Raw genomic sequence first — 16,644 nt, 5'->3', positions numbered from 1 at the left:
GCGTTGCCGGGCCTGTCAACGCAGGCGCCGGTTCCAGTCGCCCCCGTGATCGCGCCAGCAGGCTTCCTCGCTGTCGAAACGCACGTGCCAGGCCACATGATCCAGCACGATTCCAGCATCCGCCAGCGCCTGGGCCGTCAGCGCGATCATCCGCGCCTTGTCCGCGCCGGCCAGGGCCCGGGCCTTGTCGGTGTCGTCGGTGAAGACCCAGGTGATGCGCAGGCTGGCGGGGAAGTCGCCGAGGTCTACCTGGTGGGTGAGCCAGGCGAAGCCGACGATCTCGCCCTGGGCGGTGGCGCAGGCTTCGGTCAGGCAGGCGACCATTTCCCGCTCCAGGCGCGCCAAGGCACGTTTGCCTGTAGCCATCAGACGTTGTCGATCTGCTGGCAGAAGCGAAGTCGGTTGCCGAACGGGTCGACCACCTGCATTTCCAGGCCCCAGTCGACCGCCTCGGCTTGTGGGCGCGCATAGCCATAGCGCTTGGCCATGAGCTCGCCCTCCAGGGCCTTGAGGTCCTCGACCCGGGCGAACACCGCCGCGCCCGGCGTAGCGTCGCCGTGGTGCTCGGACAGGTGCAGGATCAGGCCGTCGCGGTGAACCTGCATGTACAGCGGCAGGTCCGGGGCAAACCGGTGTTCCCAGTCGAGCTGGAAACCGAGGAAATCGAGGTAGAACTCCCGGGCTTTGTCGACCGAGAAGATCTGCAGGATCGGAATGGCGGGGGCGAATTGCATGAGGGCGTCCTTGGCTCGAAAAAGGGCAGGGTGGTCACTTTAGCGCAGTTCGCCACGGAGGCTGGCACTTGAATTGCGCACCGGGGCGCAGCCGCTCTGGGCCGCAGCCTCGCGGCGTGACTGGCGGTCCGAAAGTTTCATCATCGTTCATCTGCGCAGTTGGCCCGTTCCCTGCTATATCCCCTCAGCGAATATTGATCGAGCGGTCAGCCCGGCGTGCCCGAAAGCCCCCCGCGCTTGACCCTCAATCCGGCCGCCAGGCCACGGATTTCAGGGGTTCCAGGATGTCGTTGGCGCAACAGATCGACCCACCGCAGGCAGACCCGGGCTGGAGCGCCCATCTGCAGTTGCGCTTTGTCCAGCGTGAAGGCGTGACCCGCCTTGGTGCGCGCCATCATGTCGGACCTCTTTTGGTGCAGCGGCCGTTCTATCCGGAGGGCGCACCGTGCCATGTCTATGTGCTGCACCCGCCCGGGGGGATCGTCGCCGGTGACCGGCTGGAACTGGACATCCACCTGGAGGCCGGCAGCCACGCCTTGCTGACCATGCCCGGCGCCAGCAAGTTCTACCGCAGCATCGGCCCCACCGCACGGCTGGCCCAGCGCTTTCACCTCGCCACCGGCAGCACCCTGGAGTGGCTGCCCCAGGACAGCATTTTCTTCAACGGCGCCCGAGCCCGCCTGGACAGCCGTTTCACCCTCGAGCCCGGTGCCCGCTTGCTGGCCTGGGAGACGCTGTGCCTGGGCCGCCCGGTGATGAACGAACGCTTCGAGCAGGGCGCCCTGGACAGCCGGCTACTTATCGAATTGCCCGGTGAGCCCGGGCTGCACGAGCGCCTGCGTATCGAAGGCGGGCAACTGGACAAACTGGCCGGGCACCCGCTGGTCGCCACGTTCTGCGCCGCGCCGGCCGACCAGGCGCTGCTTGAGCAGGTACGCCAGGCCCTCGACGAACTGGCCACGCCCGCCGGCGCGACCCTGCTCGGCCCGCTGCTGGTGATCCGCCTGCTCGACCACGACAACCAACACCTGCAACGCAACCTGCAGCGCCTCTGGCACCTGCTGCGCCCGGCCGTGCTCGGCCTGGCGCCGTGCCCGCCGCGCATCTGGGCCACCTGAAGAGAGCCGCCATGGAGCTGACCCCGCGAGAGAAAGACAAACTGCTGCTGTTCACCGCCGCCTTGCTGGCCGAGCGGCGTCTGGCCCGTGGCCTGAAACTCAATTACCCGGAAGCGGTGGCACTGATCAGCGCCGCCGTGCTCGAAGGCGCCCGCGATGGCCGCACGGTGGCCGAGCTGATGAGCCTGGGCCGCGAGGTGCTGGTGCGCGAGCAGGTGATGGCTGGCGTGCCGGAGATGCTGCACGACGTCCAGGTCGAGGCGACCTTCCCCGACGGCACCAAGCTGGTGACCGTGCATGAACCCATCGTTTGAGGAGGCCGGCATGATCCCCGGAGAAGTCCAGGTCGCCGAGGGCGACATCGAACTCAACGTTGGCCGCCAGACCCTCAGCGTGAGCGTGGCCAACCATGGCGACCGTCCGGTGCAGGTGGGCTCGCACTATCATTTCTACGAAGTCAACGACGCTCTGGTGTTCGAGCGCGAGCCGACCCGTGGTTTTCGCCTGGATATTGCGGCCGGCACCGCGGTGCGCTTCGAGCCGGGACAGGCCCGCACCGTGCAACTGGTGGCCTATGCCGGCAAGCGCGAGGTGTACGGCTTTCAGGGCAAGGTGATGGGCGCGCTGGAGGGCAAGGCATGAGCCGTATTTCCCGTCGGGCCTACGCCGACATGTTCGGGCCCACTGTCGGCGACCGCGTGCGCCTGGCCGACACCGCGCTGTGGGTGGAGGTGGAGAAGGACTTCACGATCTATGGCGAAGAGGTCAAGTTCGGCGGCGGCAAGGTGATCCGCGACGGCATGGGCCAGGGCCAGATGCTGGCGGCCGAGGCCATGGACCTGGTGCTGACCAACGCGTTGATCATCGACCACTGGGGCATCGTCAAGGCCGATATCGGCGTCAAGCACGGCCGTATCGCCGCCATTGGCAAGGCCGGCAACCCTGATGTGCAGCCCGGCGTGACGGTGCCGGTAGGGCCGGGCACCGAGGTGATCGCCGCCGAAGGCAAGATCGTCACCGCAGGCGGCATCGACTCGCATATCCACTTCATCTGCCCGCAGCAGGTGGACGAGGCGTTGACCAGCGGCGTGACCACCTTCATCGGCGGCGGCACCGGGCCGGCCACCGGCACCAACGCCACCACCTGCACCCCCGGCCCCTGGTACCTGGCGCGCATGCTCCAGGCCGCAGACTGCCTGCCGATCAACATCGGCCTGCTGGGCAAGGGCAACGCCTCGCGCCCCGAGGCCCTGCGCGAGCAGATCGCTGCCGGCGCCGTGGGCCTCAAGCTGCACGAGGACTGGGGCTCGACGCCCGCCGCCATCGACTGCTGCCTGGGCGTGGCCGAGGAGATGGACATCCAGGTGGCGATCCACACCGACACGCTCAACGAGTCGGGTTGCATTGAGGACACCCTGGCCGCCATCGGCGAGCGCACCATTCACACCTTCCACACCGAAGGGGCAGGTGGCGGCCACGCGCCGGACATCATCCGCGCGGCGGGGCAGGCCAACGTGCTGCCGTCCTCGACCAATCCGACGCTGCCCTACACCGTGAACACGGTGGACGAGCATCTCGACATGCTCATGGTCTGCCACCACCTGGACCCGAGCATCGCCGAGGACGTGTCTTTCGCCGAGTCGCGCATCCGCCGCGAGACCATCGCCGCCGAGGATATCCTCCACGACATGGGCGCCTTCGCCATGACCTCGTCCGACTCCCAGGCCATGGGCCGGGTCGGCGAGGTGGTGCTGCGCACCTGGCAGGTGGCGCACCAGATGAAGCTGCGCCGTGGCCCGCTGGCGCCGGATGGCGCCTACAGCGACAACTTCCGGGTCAAGCGCTACATCGCCAAGTACACCCTGAACCCGGCGCTGACCCATGGCATCGCCCACGAGGTCGGTTCGGTGGAGGTGGGCAAGCTCGCCGACCTGGTGCTGTGGGCGCCGGCGTTCTTCGCGGTCAAGCCGGCGCTGGTGCTCAAGGGCGGGATGATCGCCACGGCGCCGATGGGCGATATCAACGGCTCGATCCCGACCCCGCAACCGGTGCACTACCGGCCTATGTTCGGCGCCCTGGGCGCGGCGCGGCATGCCACGCGCATGACCTTTCTGCCCCAGGCCGCCCTGGACCGTGGCCTGCCCCATGAGCTGAAGCTGCAGAGCCTGATCGGCGTGGCCCATGGCTGTCGGCGGGTGCGCAAGGCCGACATGGTCCACAACACCCTGCAACCGCTGATCGAGGTCGATGCCCAGACCTACCAGGTGCGCGCCGACGGCGAGTTGCTGGTGTGCGAGCCGGCCCACGAGCTGCCGCTGGCGCAGCGCTATTTCCTGTTCTGAAGGAGCGAACATGATTGTCCTCACCCGTCGCATCACCCAAGCCGGCGCCATCACCGGCACCGTCACCCTCGATGTCGACAGCCGCATCAAGAGCCGTCTGCGCGTCACCCTCGAGGATGGCCGCGAGGCCGGATTGATGCTCGAGCGCGGCCATCTGCTGCGTGGCGGCGAACTGCTGAGCGACGCCGAAGGCACTCAGGTAATCCAGGTACTGGCCGCGCCGGAGGCGGTGTCCACGGTGCGCTGCGCCGACCCGCACCTGCTGGCCCGCGCCGCCTACCACCTGGGCAACCGCCATGTGCCGCTGCAGATCGAGCCGGGCCTGTTGCGTTACCAGCACGACCATGTGCTCGACGACATGCTGCGTGGCCTGGGGCTGGAGGTGATCGCCGAGCAGGCGCCGTTCGAGCCCGAGGCCGGCGCCTACCAGAGCGCGCCACACGGACATTCCCACGGGCATGACCATCCGTTCGTACGCCTGCCAGCCCATTCCTGACCTCACCCTGGAGCCCACAATGAAAAAGACTTTCGCCCTGGTACTGCTGATGGTGGCCCTGCCGGCCTTCGCCCACCCCGGTCACGACGCCAACCCGTTGCAGGACGGCCTGCTGCACCCGCTGACCGGCCTCGATCACCTGCTGATGCTGCTCGGTACCGGCGTGCTCGCCGCCCTGACCCGACGCAACCTGGCCCTGCCGTTGGCGACCCTGGCGGCGATGTTTGGTGGCGCGGTGTGCGGCCATCTGTTCGGCGACGTGGTTGGTATGGAGCAGATGATCCTCGGCTCGCTGCTGGTGGCCTCCGCCGCCATGCTGCTGCCGAGCCGCCAGTTGCTGCTGTCGCTGATCATGCCGGTGTTCGCCCTGTTCCACGGTTGGGCCCATGGCGTGGAAGCCACACCCAGCGCGTTCTGGCAGTTCAGCGCCGGCTTCGTCACGGTCAGCGGCCTGCTGCTGGCGGTGGGCTTCGGCGTCGGCTGCCTGCTGCGTCGTCATGCCGGCCTGCAGAAAGCCTTTGGCGGCGGCCTGCTGGCCGGTGCCGCCCTGGTGCTGGCCGGCTGATGACCAGCGACCTGGCGTTGCTGCGCCTGTTGCAGCTGGCCAGCCCCGGCCTGCCCGTGGGCGGCTTCACCTACTCGCAAGGCCTGGAGTGGGCCGTGGAAGCCGGCTGGGTGAAGGATGCCAAGGGCTTCGCGGCCTGGCAGCGCGAGCAGTTGCACGACACCCTCGGCCATCTCGATTGGCCGCTGCTGGCACGCCTTTACCGGGCATGCCAGGCAGACGATGCCGATGCCTTCGCCCACTGGAGCCTGTTCCTGCTGGCCAACCGCGAGACTGCCGAACTGCGCCTTGAAGAGCGCCAGCGCGGCAGCGCCCTGGCACGCCTGCTCGATGGCTGGCAACTGGCGCAGGCTCCGGCCTGGCGCGCCAGCCTCGAACTCAGTCAGTTGGGCGGCATGGCCTGGCTCGGCGCGCATTGGTCGATTCCGCTGCGCCAGCTCGCCCTGGGCCATGGCTTCGCCTGGCTGGAAGGGGCGGTGATGGCGGGGGTGAAGCTGGTGCCGTTCGGCCAGCAGGCCGCCCAGACCTTGCTGCGTGACCTGGGCGAGGAGCTGCCCGCGGTGCTCGATCATGCCCTGGCCCTCGACGACGACCAGCTCGGCGGCGGTCTGCCGCTGCTGGCCATCGCTTCATCGCGTCACGAAACCCAATACACCCGTTTGTTCCGTTCCTGAGGACTGCCTAGATGGAAAACTACCAGCAACCCCTGCGTGTCGGTGTCGGCGGCCCGGTCGGATCCGGCAAGACCGCGCTGCTCGAGTGCCTGTGCAAGGCCATGCGCGACCACTATCAGATCGCCGTGGTGACCAACGACATCTACACCAAGGAGGACCAGCGCATCCTCACCGAGGCCGGGGCCCTGGCACCCGAGCGTATCGTCGGCGTCGAGACCGGTGGCTGTCCGCACACCGCCATCCGCGAGGACGCCTCGATGAACCTGGCCGCCGTCGAGGCACTGGCGCGCAGGTTCGGCAACCTCGAAGTGATCTTCGTCGAGAGTGGCGGCGACAACCTCAGCGCCACTTTCAGCCCCGAGCTGGCCGACCTGACCATTTATGTGATCGACGTCGCCGAAGGCGAGAAGATTCCGCGCAAGGGCGGGCCGGGCATCACCAAGTCAGATTTCCTGGTGATCAACAAGACCGACCTGGCCCCCTATGTCGGTGCTTCGTTGGAGGTGATGGCGCGTGATACCCAGCGCATGCGTCCGGAGCGGCCATGGACGTTTAGCAACCTGAAGAAGGGTGAGGGATTGCAAGCGGTGATCGACTTCATCGTCGAACGAGGGATGCTGGGAGAAAGAGGTTGTAGGAGTAATGGGGTGTGAGCGATTTTCTTAACTGATTTCCTACCGCTCTGATGTGGATTTCGTGCGGCATGGTGGGCTTTTCCTAAAGCTGTAGGGCCCGGCTGACAGATAAAGTCTGTCGGGCTGCAGGGGAAAGATTTCGCCAGCGGTAAATGAAATCAGGATTTACTCAAAGGACACCGTATGAAAAAGGTCGTATTGGCAGCGTTTTTGGCATCTGCAGGCTTGATCCAGGCTGCGCATGGTGATGAGCAGGCAAGCGCTGTCGTTGCCAAAGCGCATTCGCCGTTCAGTCGCGACGACGCTGCCGAGCAGAGGCTGCAGCTTGCCGCTGCATACCTTGGCGATACGGGGTGTGGGGCATGCCCACAAGGAACGGCGCGGACACCGGCCGGGAACTGTCAGCCGCCTTTCGATTTCGATTGATCGCAAGTTCTGAGTCTACCGAGCCAGCGCCTGGTTCGGCTTGTAGAACAGGAAGTGTGTGGTCTCGGCGGTCTTGCGGTAGGCCTTGGCCCACTCCGGGTTCACATTGCGGTCATGGAAATAAAGCGCGCCGCCGGTCGGGTCCTGCAACTGCTGGTTGAGGGCCTTGCGAGCGATTTCCTTGGCTACCGCATAACGTTGCGCTTCTTCCACCTGGTCGGGGCGCCCGTCGCACCACCAGGAAAACTGGCAGCTCTTGCTCTCGACGCCCTGCTTGACCACCCCACAGATGCTGTCGGGAAAGCCCTCGTGGCCCAGGCGGTTGAGCACCACGCTGGCCACCGCGCTCATGTCCTTGGTGTCGGCGCCCTTGGCCTCCCAGTAGATGGTGCGCGCCAGGCAGGTGATGCTGTCGTCCATCGGCGCCTGGCCGGCTGGGTCGACGGCCTGGACTTCACCGGGGGTAAGGGTTTCCTGCTTTTTCGGCGGTGGCGCATCCTCGACCACCTTTTCTTCCAGCGCCTGTGCCTTGTCTTCGGCGACCGCGGCCTTCTGGCTGTCGGCGGCAGAGAGGGGGCCTGTAAGCAGGGTCAGGGACAGGCCGAACAGCATCCACGATAGGCGCATGATCGAGTTTCCGCGAGGTGGGCTGTCCACAGTCTAGCTGTATCGCATCAACTCAACGTCAAAGTCAGCATCAGCGGCAGGGTTGCGGCGGCGACGACGGTTTGCAGGGCGATGATGGTGGCCATCAGCGGCGCGTTACCGCCCATTTGCCGCGCCATCACGTAGGACGACGAGGCGGTGGGCAGCGCCTGGAACAGCACGGCTACCACCGCGGCCTGGCCGCCCAGCCCGAGCACCCGGCACAGGCACCAGGTGGTCAGCGGCATGACCAGGAATTTGAACAGCGACGCGGCCACCAGCGGTTTGACCTGCTGGCCCAGGCGCGCCCCGCCCAGCGCCGCGCCGACGCACAACAGGCCCAGGGGCAGCGCCGCCTGGCCCAGGGCCTTGACCGTGGGTTCCAGACCGGCCGGCAGGCCCAGGCCGGTCAGCCGTAGCAGCAGCCCAGCGGCGCAGCCGATGATCAGCGGATTGGCGAAGATCGCCTTGAGCACGGTGGCGGGTGAACTGTGGCGTGCGCTGAAGCGGGCGAAGACCAGCACGCAGAGCAGGTTGACCAGTGGCACGATGGCGGCGTTGGCCACCGCCGCCAGGGCGATGCCGGCCGTGCCGTAGATTCCGGCGGCCAGGGTCGCGCCAATATAGTTGTTGAAGCGCACGCCACCCTGGAACACCGAAGTGAAGTCGGCGCCGTCATGACTGGCCGCGCCCTGGTAGAGCACCAGCAGCAGGGCGCCGAGCAGCGTCGAGAGCATCAGCACGCCGACCATGCCCAGCACCGGCACGCCGTCGAGGTTGGCGGTGGCCAGGCCGTGGAGGAACAGCGACGGCAGCAGCACGTAGTAGCTCAGGCGCTCGGCACCGGGCCAGAAGGTTTCGGCGAGAAAGCCACGCAGCCGCAGCCAGGTGCCCAGGGCGATGAGCAGGATGATCGGGACAAGGGTGGTGAGCAGCAGAGGGAGCATGGGCGCGGGTCCATGGTCGGGTACGGCCACAGACTAACGGAGTCGAGTAAGCAGAAAAAACGCTGTTTTCTTTAGCAACTGTTGAGGAAAACTGCATGGATCTGGGGCTGCTTCGCAGCCCTTGGGAGTCATGCCTCGAGCGCAGTCTTGAGTACGGCGCTTAAATGCCGGCGCTGACTCTTCTCGTGTTCCAACAGCACCATGCGCCGGGTCAGCTGTGGCTCGCCGAAGGGCAACACGGTGGCGGCCGGCAATCGTTCGAGGTCATCGTCGCTCATGGGAATGACCGCCACACCCAAGCCCATGGCTGCCATCCGCGCCAGGGCCTCCTGGCTGTCCAGTTCCATCTGCTCGTTGACCTGCAGGCGCTGGCGGCGCAGTTCCTGTTCGATCTGCCGACCGGCCCAGGCGCGCTTGTCGAAGCGCAGGAACGGCTGGTTGGCGAGCAGTGTCGGCAGGCTCTGACCGGCCAGGTCAGGGCTGGCGATGGCCCAGAAGCGGTCCTCGAACAGCGGCGTGTACTGCAGGCTCTGCGGGTACGGACTGACGGGCTCGGTAGTGATGGCCGCGTCCAGTTCGCCATCCTCGACCCGGCGGGCGAGCTCCGCCGACATGCCCGAGACCACGCTGACATGCAGCTCGGGATGGTGGGCCTTGATCCACACCAGCGCTCTGGGCAGGCGCCGGGCAAGCACCGTGTGGATCGCGCCGATGCGCAGGCGCCCGCGCAGGCTCGGGCCACTGGCCAGGGTATCGGCCAGCTCGTCGTAGGCAGCCAGGATGCCTTCTGCGCGCGCTACCGCCAGTTGCCCGGCCTCGGTCAGCACGACTTGCCGGCGGCTGCGGTCGAACAGGGCGACCTGCAGCTCGTCTTCCAGGGTCTTGATGTGCAGGCTCACCGCTGAAGGGGTCAGGCTCAGCAGGTCGGCGGCGCGGGCGAAGGTACCATGGCGGGCGATGGTGACCAGGGTGCGCAGGGCTTTGAGGGACACGTGTGGCAGGCTCCGGATGCTGGCAGGGCTCGGGTACGATACGCGAATGTGGGCCTCAGCGCCCGGGGCGACCATAGGCCTGGCTGATGCGGTCGATGACCATCGCCAGGGCGACGATCGCCAGGCCCGCTTCGACGCCCTGGCCGACGTTCAGGGTCTGGATCCCCGCCAGCACATCCTCGCCCAGCCCGCGGGCGCCGATCATCGAGGCCACCACTACCATCGACAAGGCCATCATCACCGACTGGTTGAGCCCGGCCATGATGCTCGGCAAGGCCAGCGGTAGGGCGATGCGTCGCAAGCGCTGCCAGCGGCTGGCGCCCAGGCCGTGAGCGGCCTGCAGCAGTGACGGGTCGATCTGCGCCAGGCCCAGGTCGGTCAGGCGCACCAGCGGCGGCAGGGCGTAGATGAGGGTGGCGAACACCGCAGGCACCTTGCCCAGGCCGAACAGCATCAGCACTGGAATCAGGTAGACGAAGGCCGGCAACGTCTGCATCACGTCGAGCACCGGCAGGATCAGGCGCCGGGCCAGGGGGCGGGTGGCCAGCAGGATGCCCAGCGGCACGCCAACCAGCATACACAGGCCGGTACTCACCAGCACCAGGGCGAGGGTCTGTAGCAGCTTGTCCCACAGCCCGAGCATGCCGATCAGCGCCAGCAGCAGCGGCAGCACCACTGCCCGTGCCAGGCTGCGGCTGGCGTGCCAGGCCAGCAGCCCGACCAGCAGCAACAGCAGCCACCAAGGCAGCAGCCGGAGCAGGTTTTCCAGGCCCACCAGCAGTTGCAGCAGTTGATCGGAGATGCCGCGCAGGTGATCGCCATAGTGCAGCACCAGCCAGTCGACCAGGCGGTTGACCCAGCCGGCGAAGGAGAATTGCAGGGCTTCGGGGAAGCCGCCGCTCACAGGCCGGCCTCGACCTTGGCGGCGTTTTCGGCGGGCAGCCAGGCCTTCCAAACCGCAGGGTTTGCACGTAGGAAGGCGATCGCCGCGTCGCGGGGTTTCTGTCGGGTTTCGCTCATGTCGGCGAGGGCCTTGTTCAGAGTGTCGATGGGCAGGTCGACTTTCTCGAACACGGCGACCAGTTCCGGGTGGGCGTCACGAAACGCCTTTGACACCCCGATCGAGAGCTTGGCCGGCAGCGAACGGCTGCCTTTGGGGCTGGGGTTGGCGGCATCGGTGAGGGTGGCCCAGGCGGTTGCATCGAACGGGGGTTCTTCGAGGCGTACCAGGTCGTAGCGGCCCATCAGTGGAGTAGGGCTCCAGTAGTAGAACAACACAGGCTTGCCGAGCTTGATCTTGGCGGCGATTTCGGCGTCGAGGGCCGCGCCGGTGCCGCTGCGGAAGTTGTTGTACAGCCCGTCCAGGCCATAGGCCTTGAGCTTCTGGCTGTTGACGGTCTCGGAAGTCCAGCCGCTGGGGCTATTGAGGAAGCGGCCCTTGCCGGGCGCCTCGGGGTCGTCGAATACCTGGGGGTAGCGCTTGAGGTCGTCGACGCTGCGCAGGTCCGGAGCCAAGGGCTTGAGTTTGCGGGCCGGGTCGCCCTTGATGACGTAGGCCGGTACCCACCAGCCTTCCTCCGCGTTCTTCACCGTGTCGCCCAGGGCGAACACCTGGCCGGCCTGCTCGGCCTTGACCCAGGCCGGGCTGCGCCCGGCCCATTCCTCGGCGATCACTTGCAGGTCGTTGCGTGCCAGGGCCACTTCCATGCTCACGGTGCTGCCGGGCAGGGTGTCGGTGGAGTAGCCGTAGCCACGTTCGACGATCAGGCGCAGGATCTCGGTGGTCAGGGCGCCGCTTTCCCAGCCGATGGCGCCGAAGTGGATAGGGGCGGGTTGTTCGGCTGATGCGGCGCTGTCGGTGCTGGCCAGGCCGATGGCCAGCAGCAGGCCGGCCAGCAGGGTGGGGACTTTCTTCATCGGGGCCTCGTCGGTTGCCGGTCCTTGGGTTCCGGCAGAAGTGTAGACGACGAGGTTGCCGGGGCTGCTTCGCAGCCCTTTCGCGACGCAAGGCCGCTCCCACAGGGGAACGCGCCAGCCTGGGAAATCGGGGCTGGTAGCAGCCCCGGCGGGGTGGACTCAAACGCGGAACTGATCCATCAGCCCCTGCTGCTGGTTGGCCAGGCTGTTGAGCGACTGGCTGACCCGCGCCGATTCGTTGGCCTGGCCGCTCAGCGACTCGGTCACGTCACGGATGGTGGCGACGTTGCTGTTGATCTCCTCGGCCACCGCGCTCTGCTCCTCGGCGGCGCTGGCGATCTGCAGGTTCATGTCGGTGATCACGGTCACTGCCTGGCCGATGCGCTGCAGCGCGGTGACGGCCTGGCCGACCTGCTCGACACCGCCCTGGGCCTGGCGGTGGCTGCTGTCCATGGCGCCGACCACTTCCTGGGTGCCAGCCTGCAGGGCCTCGATCACCTGGCGGGTTTCCTCCACCGACTCCTGGGTGCGACGGGCCAGGTTGCGCACTTCATCGGCGACCACGGCGAAGCCACGGCCGGCTTCACCGGCGCGGGCGGCCTCAATGGCGGCGTTGAGCGCCAGCAGGTTGGTCTGCTCGGCGATCGAACGAATTACCTCGAGCACCGAACCGATCTTCTCGCTATTGCGCGCCAGCCCCTCGACCTGGGCCATGGCGCCGCTCATGTCGGCGGCCAGAGTGTCGATGCTGGTGGTGGTGCGGTCGATCACCGCCAGCCCTTCGCGGGTTGCCTGGTCGGCCTCGCGCGCGGCCTGGGCAGCCTGGGCCGCGCTGCGGGCGACGTCCTGGGCGGTGGCGCTCATCTCGTGGGAAGCGGTGGCCACCTGGTCGACCTGGCGGTACTGCTGCTCCATGCCGGCGCTGGTCTCGGCGGCGATTGCCGCCGACTGGTCGGCGGTGCCGCGGGCGGCCTGCACCGAACGTTTCACCTCGGCGATGGTCGGCTGCAGCTTGTCGAGGAAACGGTTGAACCAGCCGGCCAGCTCGCCCAGCTCGTCCTGCTTGTCGTACTGCAGGCGGCGGGTCAGGTCGCCTTCGCCGCTGGCGATGTCCTTGAGCATGGCGGCCACGCCGAGGATCGGTTTGGTCACGCCGCGGGCCATCAGCCAAACCAGCAGCAGGCCGGCGATGGCGGCGGCCAGGCCCAGGCCCAGTTCGAGCAGGGTGCCGCTGGTGTTGAGGGCGTCGAGTTCAACCTTGAGGGCCTCGGCCGGGCCGGTCAGGGCACTTTCCGGCACATCCAGCAGCACGCCCCAGGGCTTGCCGCCGGGGATCGGCTCGAAGGCGGCCAGCACCTTCAGGCGCTGCTGGTCGTGGAGAATCTGCAGCTTGCCGTCGGCGAGTTTTCGAACCAGTTCCGCGCCCTGGGTCCGGTCGACCTGGTCGAAGCGCTGGGCCAGCTTGCCGGCATCGGCGCTGTAGCCGGCCAGCAGGCCCACGGGGCTGAGGATGCCGACCGTGGTCTGGCCTTCGTAGAGACTGCGGCTGGCGGTCTGGCTCAGGGCCTGGAGGCTGTTGAGGTTGATGTCGATGGACAGGGTGGCGATAACCTTGTCGCCCGCCTTGAGCGGGAACACGATGCTGGTCATCAGCACGCGCTGGCCGTCGATGTCATAGAAGTACGGCTCGACCACGCATACCGTGCCGGTGCTGCGCGGGCACACCCACCAGGTGTTGGCCGGCTGGCCGCTGGGGCCGATCTCGGTGTTGGCCATGTCGTGCTCGGGCAGGGCCATTGAGGTCAGCTGGCCGACCCGTGGCTGCGACCAGTACAGGGCGAAGCGCCCGGTCTCGTTGCTGCCCAGCTCGCTCTGACCGGTGAACAGCTTGTCCTTGCCATCCAGCGCGCCCGGCTCGAACACCAGCGACAGGCCGAGCAGGTCGGGGTTGGCCTGCAGCGCGGCACGCACCTGGGCGGTCATGTCCTGGCGCAGGTCGTAGGCGTCGAGGAAGCGTTTCTCCGCCTGTTCGCGCAGGAACAGTACCTGGCGGGCAAAGCCGGCGCCGTACTGGTAGGCGTCCATGAACTGGCGGCGGATGTTCAGGGCCTGGACCTCGCCCTGGGACTCGATTCGCGACTGGGCCGAGTCGGAGAGCATGCGCATGCTGCTGGCTTTCACCAGGTCCGAACTGTGATCCATGCGGTACAGCGAAAGGCCGACGAGCAGGGTGACGATGGCCGCCAGGCACAGGCCCGCCAGCAGGGTGATCTTCCATTGGATGGAGAGTTGTCGCAGCAAAGGCATGGGGAAAATCCCTTGTAATAGGTTTGATGCTGCCGACTGTGTCGGCCTGTTCGGAATTTTCTTTATTCAAACGTTCAATTAAACCCTGCGACTTTCGTCTATTTCCTACGCGATGTTGCGGCGCAGACGCTTTTGACTTCTGCCGGCCTGTGCTTCAGAGTGTGCGCCCTCCATAACAACATCCCCTGGTCCGGCCACTGCCCGTGTGCAGTCTGTCGCCGGAATGCCCGCTTTTTGTCTGTCGTAACGAGGTTCGCACACCATGAATGCAGTGATTGCCGCGGTCGGGCTCATGCTGATCCTGAGCCTGTCCCGCGTGCATGTGGTCATCGCGCTGATCATTGGCGCCCTGGCCGGAGGCCTGGTCGGTGGACTGGGTATCGAGGGCACGCTCAAGGCCTTCAACGGTGGCCTGGGTGGCGGTGCCACGGTGGCCTTGTCCTATGCCTTGCTTGGAGCCTTCGCGGTGGCCATCGCCAAGTCCGGACTGGCCCACGCCCTGGCCGACCGGGCTCTGGCGATGATCGATCGCCAAGGGCATGCCGACGGTGGCAAGGTCAAGTGGCTGCTGGTCGGCCTGATGCTGGTGGTGGCGGTGTCGTCGCAGAACATCCTGCCGATCCACATTGCCTTCATTCCCTTGCTGGTGCCGCCGCTGCTGTATGTGCTGACGCGCCTGCGCATCGACCGCCGGCTGATCGCCTGCGTGATCACCTTCGGCCTGATCACCCCGTACATGTTCCTGCCGGTGGGCTTCGGCAACATCTTCCTCAACGAGATCCTGCTGGCCAATGTCAGCCGCGCCGGGGTGGATGTCAGCGGCGTCAACGTGACCCACGCCATGGCCATCCCGGCGGCGGGCATGCTCGCCGGCCTGTTGCTGGCAGTGTGCTTCAGCTACCGCAAGAAACGTGACTACGACCTAGAACGCATCGAGCAGGTCGAGCAAGTCAGTGTGCAGTACAACCCAGTGACCCTGCTGGTGGCTGGGGTGGCGATCGGTGCCGCGTTCATCATCCAGCTTTGGCTGGACTCGATGATCATCGGCGCGATGGTCGGCTTCCTGATCTTCTCGTTGTCGGGCATCGTGCGTTGGAAGGACACCGACAGCCTGTTCACCGAAGGCATGAAGATGATGGCGATGATCGGCTTCATCATGATCGCCGCGTCCGGCTTTGCCGAAGTGATGAAGGCCACCGGTGAAGTGAAGAGCCTGGTGGAGGCCTCGGCCCGGTGGATCGATCACAGCAAAGGTGTCGGTGCGCTGCTGATGCTGCTGGTGGGGTTGCTGGTGACCATGGGCATCGGCTCTTCATTCTCCACCGTGCCGATCCTGGCGGCGATCTTCGTGCCGCTGTGCGTGCAACTGGGCTTCGATCCGCTGGCCACGGTGTGCATCGTCGGTACCGCAGGCGCGCTGGGCGATGCCGGCTCGCCGGCGTCGGACTCGACCCTGGGGCCGACTTCGGGGCTGAACGTGGACGGGCAGCACCACCACATCTGGGATACCGTGGTGCCGACGTTCATCCACTACAACCTGCCGTTGCTGGCGTTTGGCTGGTTGGCGGCGATGACGTTGTGATCGGCGACTTGTCCTGATATCACCGGGGGCCGCCCTGCGGCCCCAGATCGGGGTTTCAGCCGCGGGTCGGCGCAGGGACGATGCGGTTGAGGACGGTGCTGCCGTCCTTGCTGCGGGTCAGGTACACCGGCAGCACCTTGGGCAGGGTGTCGACGAGGCGGGCGACCTCGCGGGTACTGTAGACGCCGCTGATGCGGATGCTGGCGGTGCTGTCGTCGGCCAGCATGAGCGGCTTGTCCAGGTAGCGATTGATCACCGGCAGCGCCTGGCCGAGGCTGAGGTTGTCCAGCACCAGCTTGCCGCTGCGCCAGGCCAGGCTGTTGCCGTAGTCGTCGCTCTGGTTCAGCTCGGGTTCGAAGTCACCCTTGTGGTAGCTGGCCTGCATGCCCGGGCCAAGGCGATAGCCGCCGGCGTTGCCGCTGGCGCTGACCAGCACCGAGCCTTCCACCAGCGTCACCTTGACCTGGTCCTCGTACTTCCACACGTTGAACTGGGTCCCGGTGACACGGGTCTGGCCGTTGGCGGCGTGGACGATGAACGGGTGACTGCTGTCGTGGGTAACCTTGAAGAACGCCTCGCCCTTGACCAGAGTGACCTTGCGCTCGTCCTTGTAGTTGAGGAAACGCAGTTCGCTGTGGAGGTTCAGCTCGACGCTGCTGCCGTCGCTCAGACGCACCTGGCGCAGATGGTCGGTGGCTTCGAAGTGCTGGTAGCCGTTGGGCAGCCAGCCCTGCTCCCAGCCGACCCAGCCTGCCAGGGGCAGGGCGAGCAGGGCGATGGCTGCGGCGGAGGCGAACGGCCGCCAGTGGCGCGTCGGCGCCGCTGGCCGGGTGGCTAGCGGGATCACCTGGGCGCTGCGCGGCAGCAGGTCGGCGGTGTCCCAGATTTCCAGCATTGCCTGGTATTCCTCGGCATGCCGCGGGTCGCTCGCCAGCCATTGGCCGAATGCCTCGCGCTCGGCCGCCGTGCAGTCGTCGGCGTGCAGGCGCATGCACCAATGCGCGGCGGCATCGGTGATGGCATCTTCTTCGCTTGGAATGTGGCGGTCCTGGTTCATCGCGGCTCCCGGTTTTGCGGCATTCTACCCCCGGGCGGGTGCTTCCGAGAACGAGTTAATGGCGAATGACTATCAATTGTGTAGTTTTTCGTCGTATCTGCGGTTGTGTTTCATCTACAACAGGGCAGGGGGCTGCGTGGGAAGACAAGGGAGGTAACACCAAGCCTTGACTTCTTCTCACGCCACACGCTAGTTTCCCACCCCATG

At 66.6% G+C, this 16,644-nt stretch carries 19 protein-coding genes and 1 pseudogene; 10 read left to right on the top strand and 10 right to left on the bottom strand.

The genetic code is table 11. The annotated features are described in order from the left end of the window. Window positions 1-15: 15 nt before the first annotated feature. The gene (locus AC25M7_RS03890) at window positions 16-369 is read right to left on the bottom strand and encodes a hypothetical protein (protein WP_486970838.1); all 354 of its coding nucleotides are present in this window, start codon (window positions 367-369) and stop codon (window positions 16-18) included. Further along, a complete protein-coding gene (locus AC25M7_RS03885; RefSeq protein WP_486970750.1) occupies window positions 366-734 on the bottom strand; it encodes a glyoxalase superfamily protein in 369 nt (122 codons plus the stop codon). The genes AC25M7_RS03890 and AC25M7_RS03885 overlap by 4 nt, the downstream gene beginning before the upstream one ends. A 284-nt stretch (window positions 735-1,018) precedes the next feature. Here AC25M7_RS03885 and AC25M7_RS03880 point away from each other — a divergent pair, with 284 nt between their 5' ends. The 9 genes from AC25M7_RS03880 (at window position 1,019) to AC25M7_RS03840 (ending at window position 6,990) form a co-directional block, all read left to right on the top strand. Further along, entirely contained in the window at window positions 1,019-1,852 is an 834-nt protein-coding gene (locus AC25M7_RS03880; protein WP_486970749.1) for an urease accessory protein UreD, read from the top strand. An 11-nt stretch (window positions 1,853-1,863) separates the two neighbouring features. Next, window positions 1,864-2,166: an urease subunit gamma gene (locus tag AC25M7_RS03875; RefSeq protein ID WP_038706005.1), complete on the top strand. Its 303-nt coding sequence runs from the start codon at window positions 1,864-1,866 to the stop codon at window positions 2,164-2,166. A gap of 10 nt (window positions 2,167-2,176) precedes the next feature. Further along, a complete protein-coding gene (locus AC25M7_RS03870) occupies window positions 2,177-2,494 on the top strand; it encodes an urease subunit beta (protein WP_028689443.1) in 318 nt (105 codons plus the stop codon). Continuing rightward, the gene (ureC, locus tag AC25M7_RS03865; protein WP_486970748.1) at window positions 2,491-4,194 is read left to right on the top strand and encodes an urease subunit alpha; all 1,704 of its coding nucleotides are present in this window, start codon (window positions 2,491-2,493) and stop codon (window positions 4,192-4,194) included. Before AC25M7_RS03870 ends, ureC begins: the two co-directional genes overlap by 4 nt. A 10-nt stretch (window positions 4,195-4,204) precedes the next feature. Continuing rightward, window positions 4,205-4,690: an urease accessory protein UreE gene (gene ureE, locus AC25M7_RS03860; protein ID WP_062573825.1), complete on the top strand. Its 486-nt coding sequence runs from the start codon at window positions 4,205-4,207 to the stop codon at window positions 4,688-4,690. Between the two features lie 19 nt (window positions 4,691-4,709). Next, window positions 4,710-5,255, top strand: coding sequence for a HupE/UreJ family protein (locus AC25M7_RS03855; RefSeq protein WP_247284452.1), 546 nt, complete (start codon window positions 4,710-4,712; stop codon window positions 5,253-5,255). Next, window positions 5,255-5,929, top strand: coding sequence for an urease accessory protein UreF (locus AC25M7_RS03850; RefSeq protein WP_062573827.1), 675 nt, complete (start codon window positions 5,255-5,257; stop codon window positions 5,927-5,929). Before AC25M7_RS03855 ends, AC25M7_RS03850 begins: the two co-directional genes overlap by 1 nt. Window positions 5,930-5,940: 11 nt before the next feature. Further along, window positions 5,941-6,582 carry an urease accessory protein UreG gene (gene ureG, locus AC25M7_RS03845; RefSeq protein ID WP_207851318.1) on the top strand — a complete coding sequence of 214 codons (642 nt, stop codon included), beginning with the start codon at window positions 5,941-5,943 and terminating at the stop codon, window positions 6,580-6,582. Between the two features lie 165 nt (window positions 6,583-6,747). Further along, the gene (locus tag AC25M7_RS03840; RefSeq protein ID WP_069017704.1) at window positions 6,748-6,990 is read left to right on the top strand and encodes a hypothetical protein; all 243 of its coding nucleotides are present in this window, start codon (window positions 6,748-6,750) and stop codon (window positions 6,988-6,990) included. 15 nt (window positions 6,991-7,005) lie between these two features. Here the strand turns inward: AC25M7_RS03840 and AC25M7_RS03835 are convergent, their stop codons facing one another. The 7 genes and pseudogenes from AC25M7_RS03835 to AC25M7_RS03805 all read right to left on the bottom strand — a co-directional run. After that, complete coding sequence (locus tag AC25M7_RS03835; protein WP_486970747.1) at window positions 7,006-7,617, bottom strand: cell wall hydrolase; 612 nt, start codon at window positions 7,615-7,617, stop codon at window positions 7,006-7,008. 47 nt (window positions 7,618-7,664) lie between these two features. After that, a complete protein-coding gene (locus AC25M7_RS03830; RefSeq protein WP_028689450.1) occupies window positions 7,665-8,582 on the bottom strand; it encodes an AEC family transporter in 918 nt (305 codons plus the stop codon). 128 nt (window positions 8,583-8,710) lie between these two features. Next, the gene (locus AC25M7_RS03825) at window positions 8,711-9,574 is read right to left on the bottom strand and encodes a LysR family transcriptional regulator (protein WP_062364478.1); all 864 of its coding nucleotides are present in this window, start codon (window positions 9,572-9,574) and stop codon (window positions 8,711-8,713) included. 55 nt (window positions 9,575-9,629) lie between these two features. Then, window positions 9,630-10,478, bottom strand: coding sequence for an ABC transporter permease (locus AC25M7_RS03820; RefSeq protein ID WP_486970746.1), 849 nt, complete (start codon window positions 10,476-10,478; stop codon window positions 9,630-9,632). Then, window positions 10,475-11,491 (bottom strand): ABC transporter substrate-binding protein, encoded by a 1,017-nt coding sequence (locus AC25M7_RS03815; RefSeq protein WP_062364229.1) that lies wholly within the window; start codon window positions 11,489-11,491, stop codon window positions 10,475-10,477. The genes AC25M7_RS03820 and AC25M7_RS03815 overlap by 4 nt, the downstream gene beginning before the upstream one ends. 159 nt (window positions 11,492-11,650) lie before the next feature. After that, the gene (locus AC25M7_RS03810) at window positions 11,651-12,406 is read right to left on the bottom strand and encodes a methyl-accepting chemotaxis protein (RefSeq protein WP_371041468.1); all 756 of its coding nucleotides are present in this window, start codon (window positions 12,404-12,406) and stop codon (window positions 11,651-11,653) included. Window positions 12,407-12,508: 102 nt separating this feature from the next. Continuing rightward, window positions 12,509-13,474, bottom strand: a pseudogene (locus tag AC25M7_RS03805) (methyl-accepting chemotaxis protein); the annotation flags it as partial. 586 nt (window positions 13,475-14,060) lie between these two features. Between AC25M7_RS03805 and AC25M7_RS03800 the strand changes: the two are divergent. Continuing rightward, the gene (locus AC25M7_RS03800; protein WP_241411074.1) at window positions 14,061-15,380 is read left to right on the top strand and encodes a Na+/H+ antiporter family protein; all 1,320 of its coding nucleotides are present in this window, start codon (window positions 14,061-14,063) and stop codon (window positions 15,378-15,380) included. Window positions 15,381-15,435: 55 nt separating this feature from the next. On the opposite strand, the gene AC25M7_RS03795 is transcribed toward AC25M7_RS03800, so the two are convergent. Then, window positions 15,436-16,437 (bottom strand): FecR family protein, encoded by a 1,002-nt coding sequence (locus AC25M7_RS03795; RefSeq protein ID WP_028689456.1) that lies wholly within the window; start codon window positions 16,435-16,437, stop codon window positions 15,436-15,438. Window positions 16,438-16,644: the final 207 nt, after the last annotated feature.

It is taken from the genome of Pseudomonas sp. P106(2024), assembly GCF_057480815.1.
Note: the sequence above shows the minus strand (reverse complement) of the source record. Positions and strands in the feature narration are given on the sequence as shown.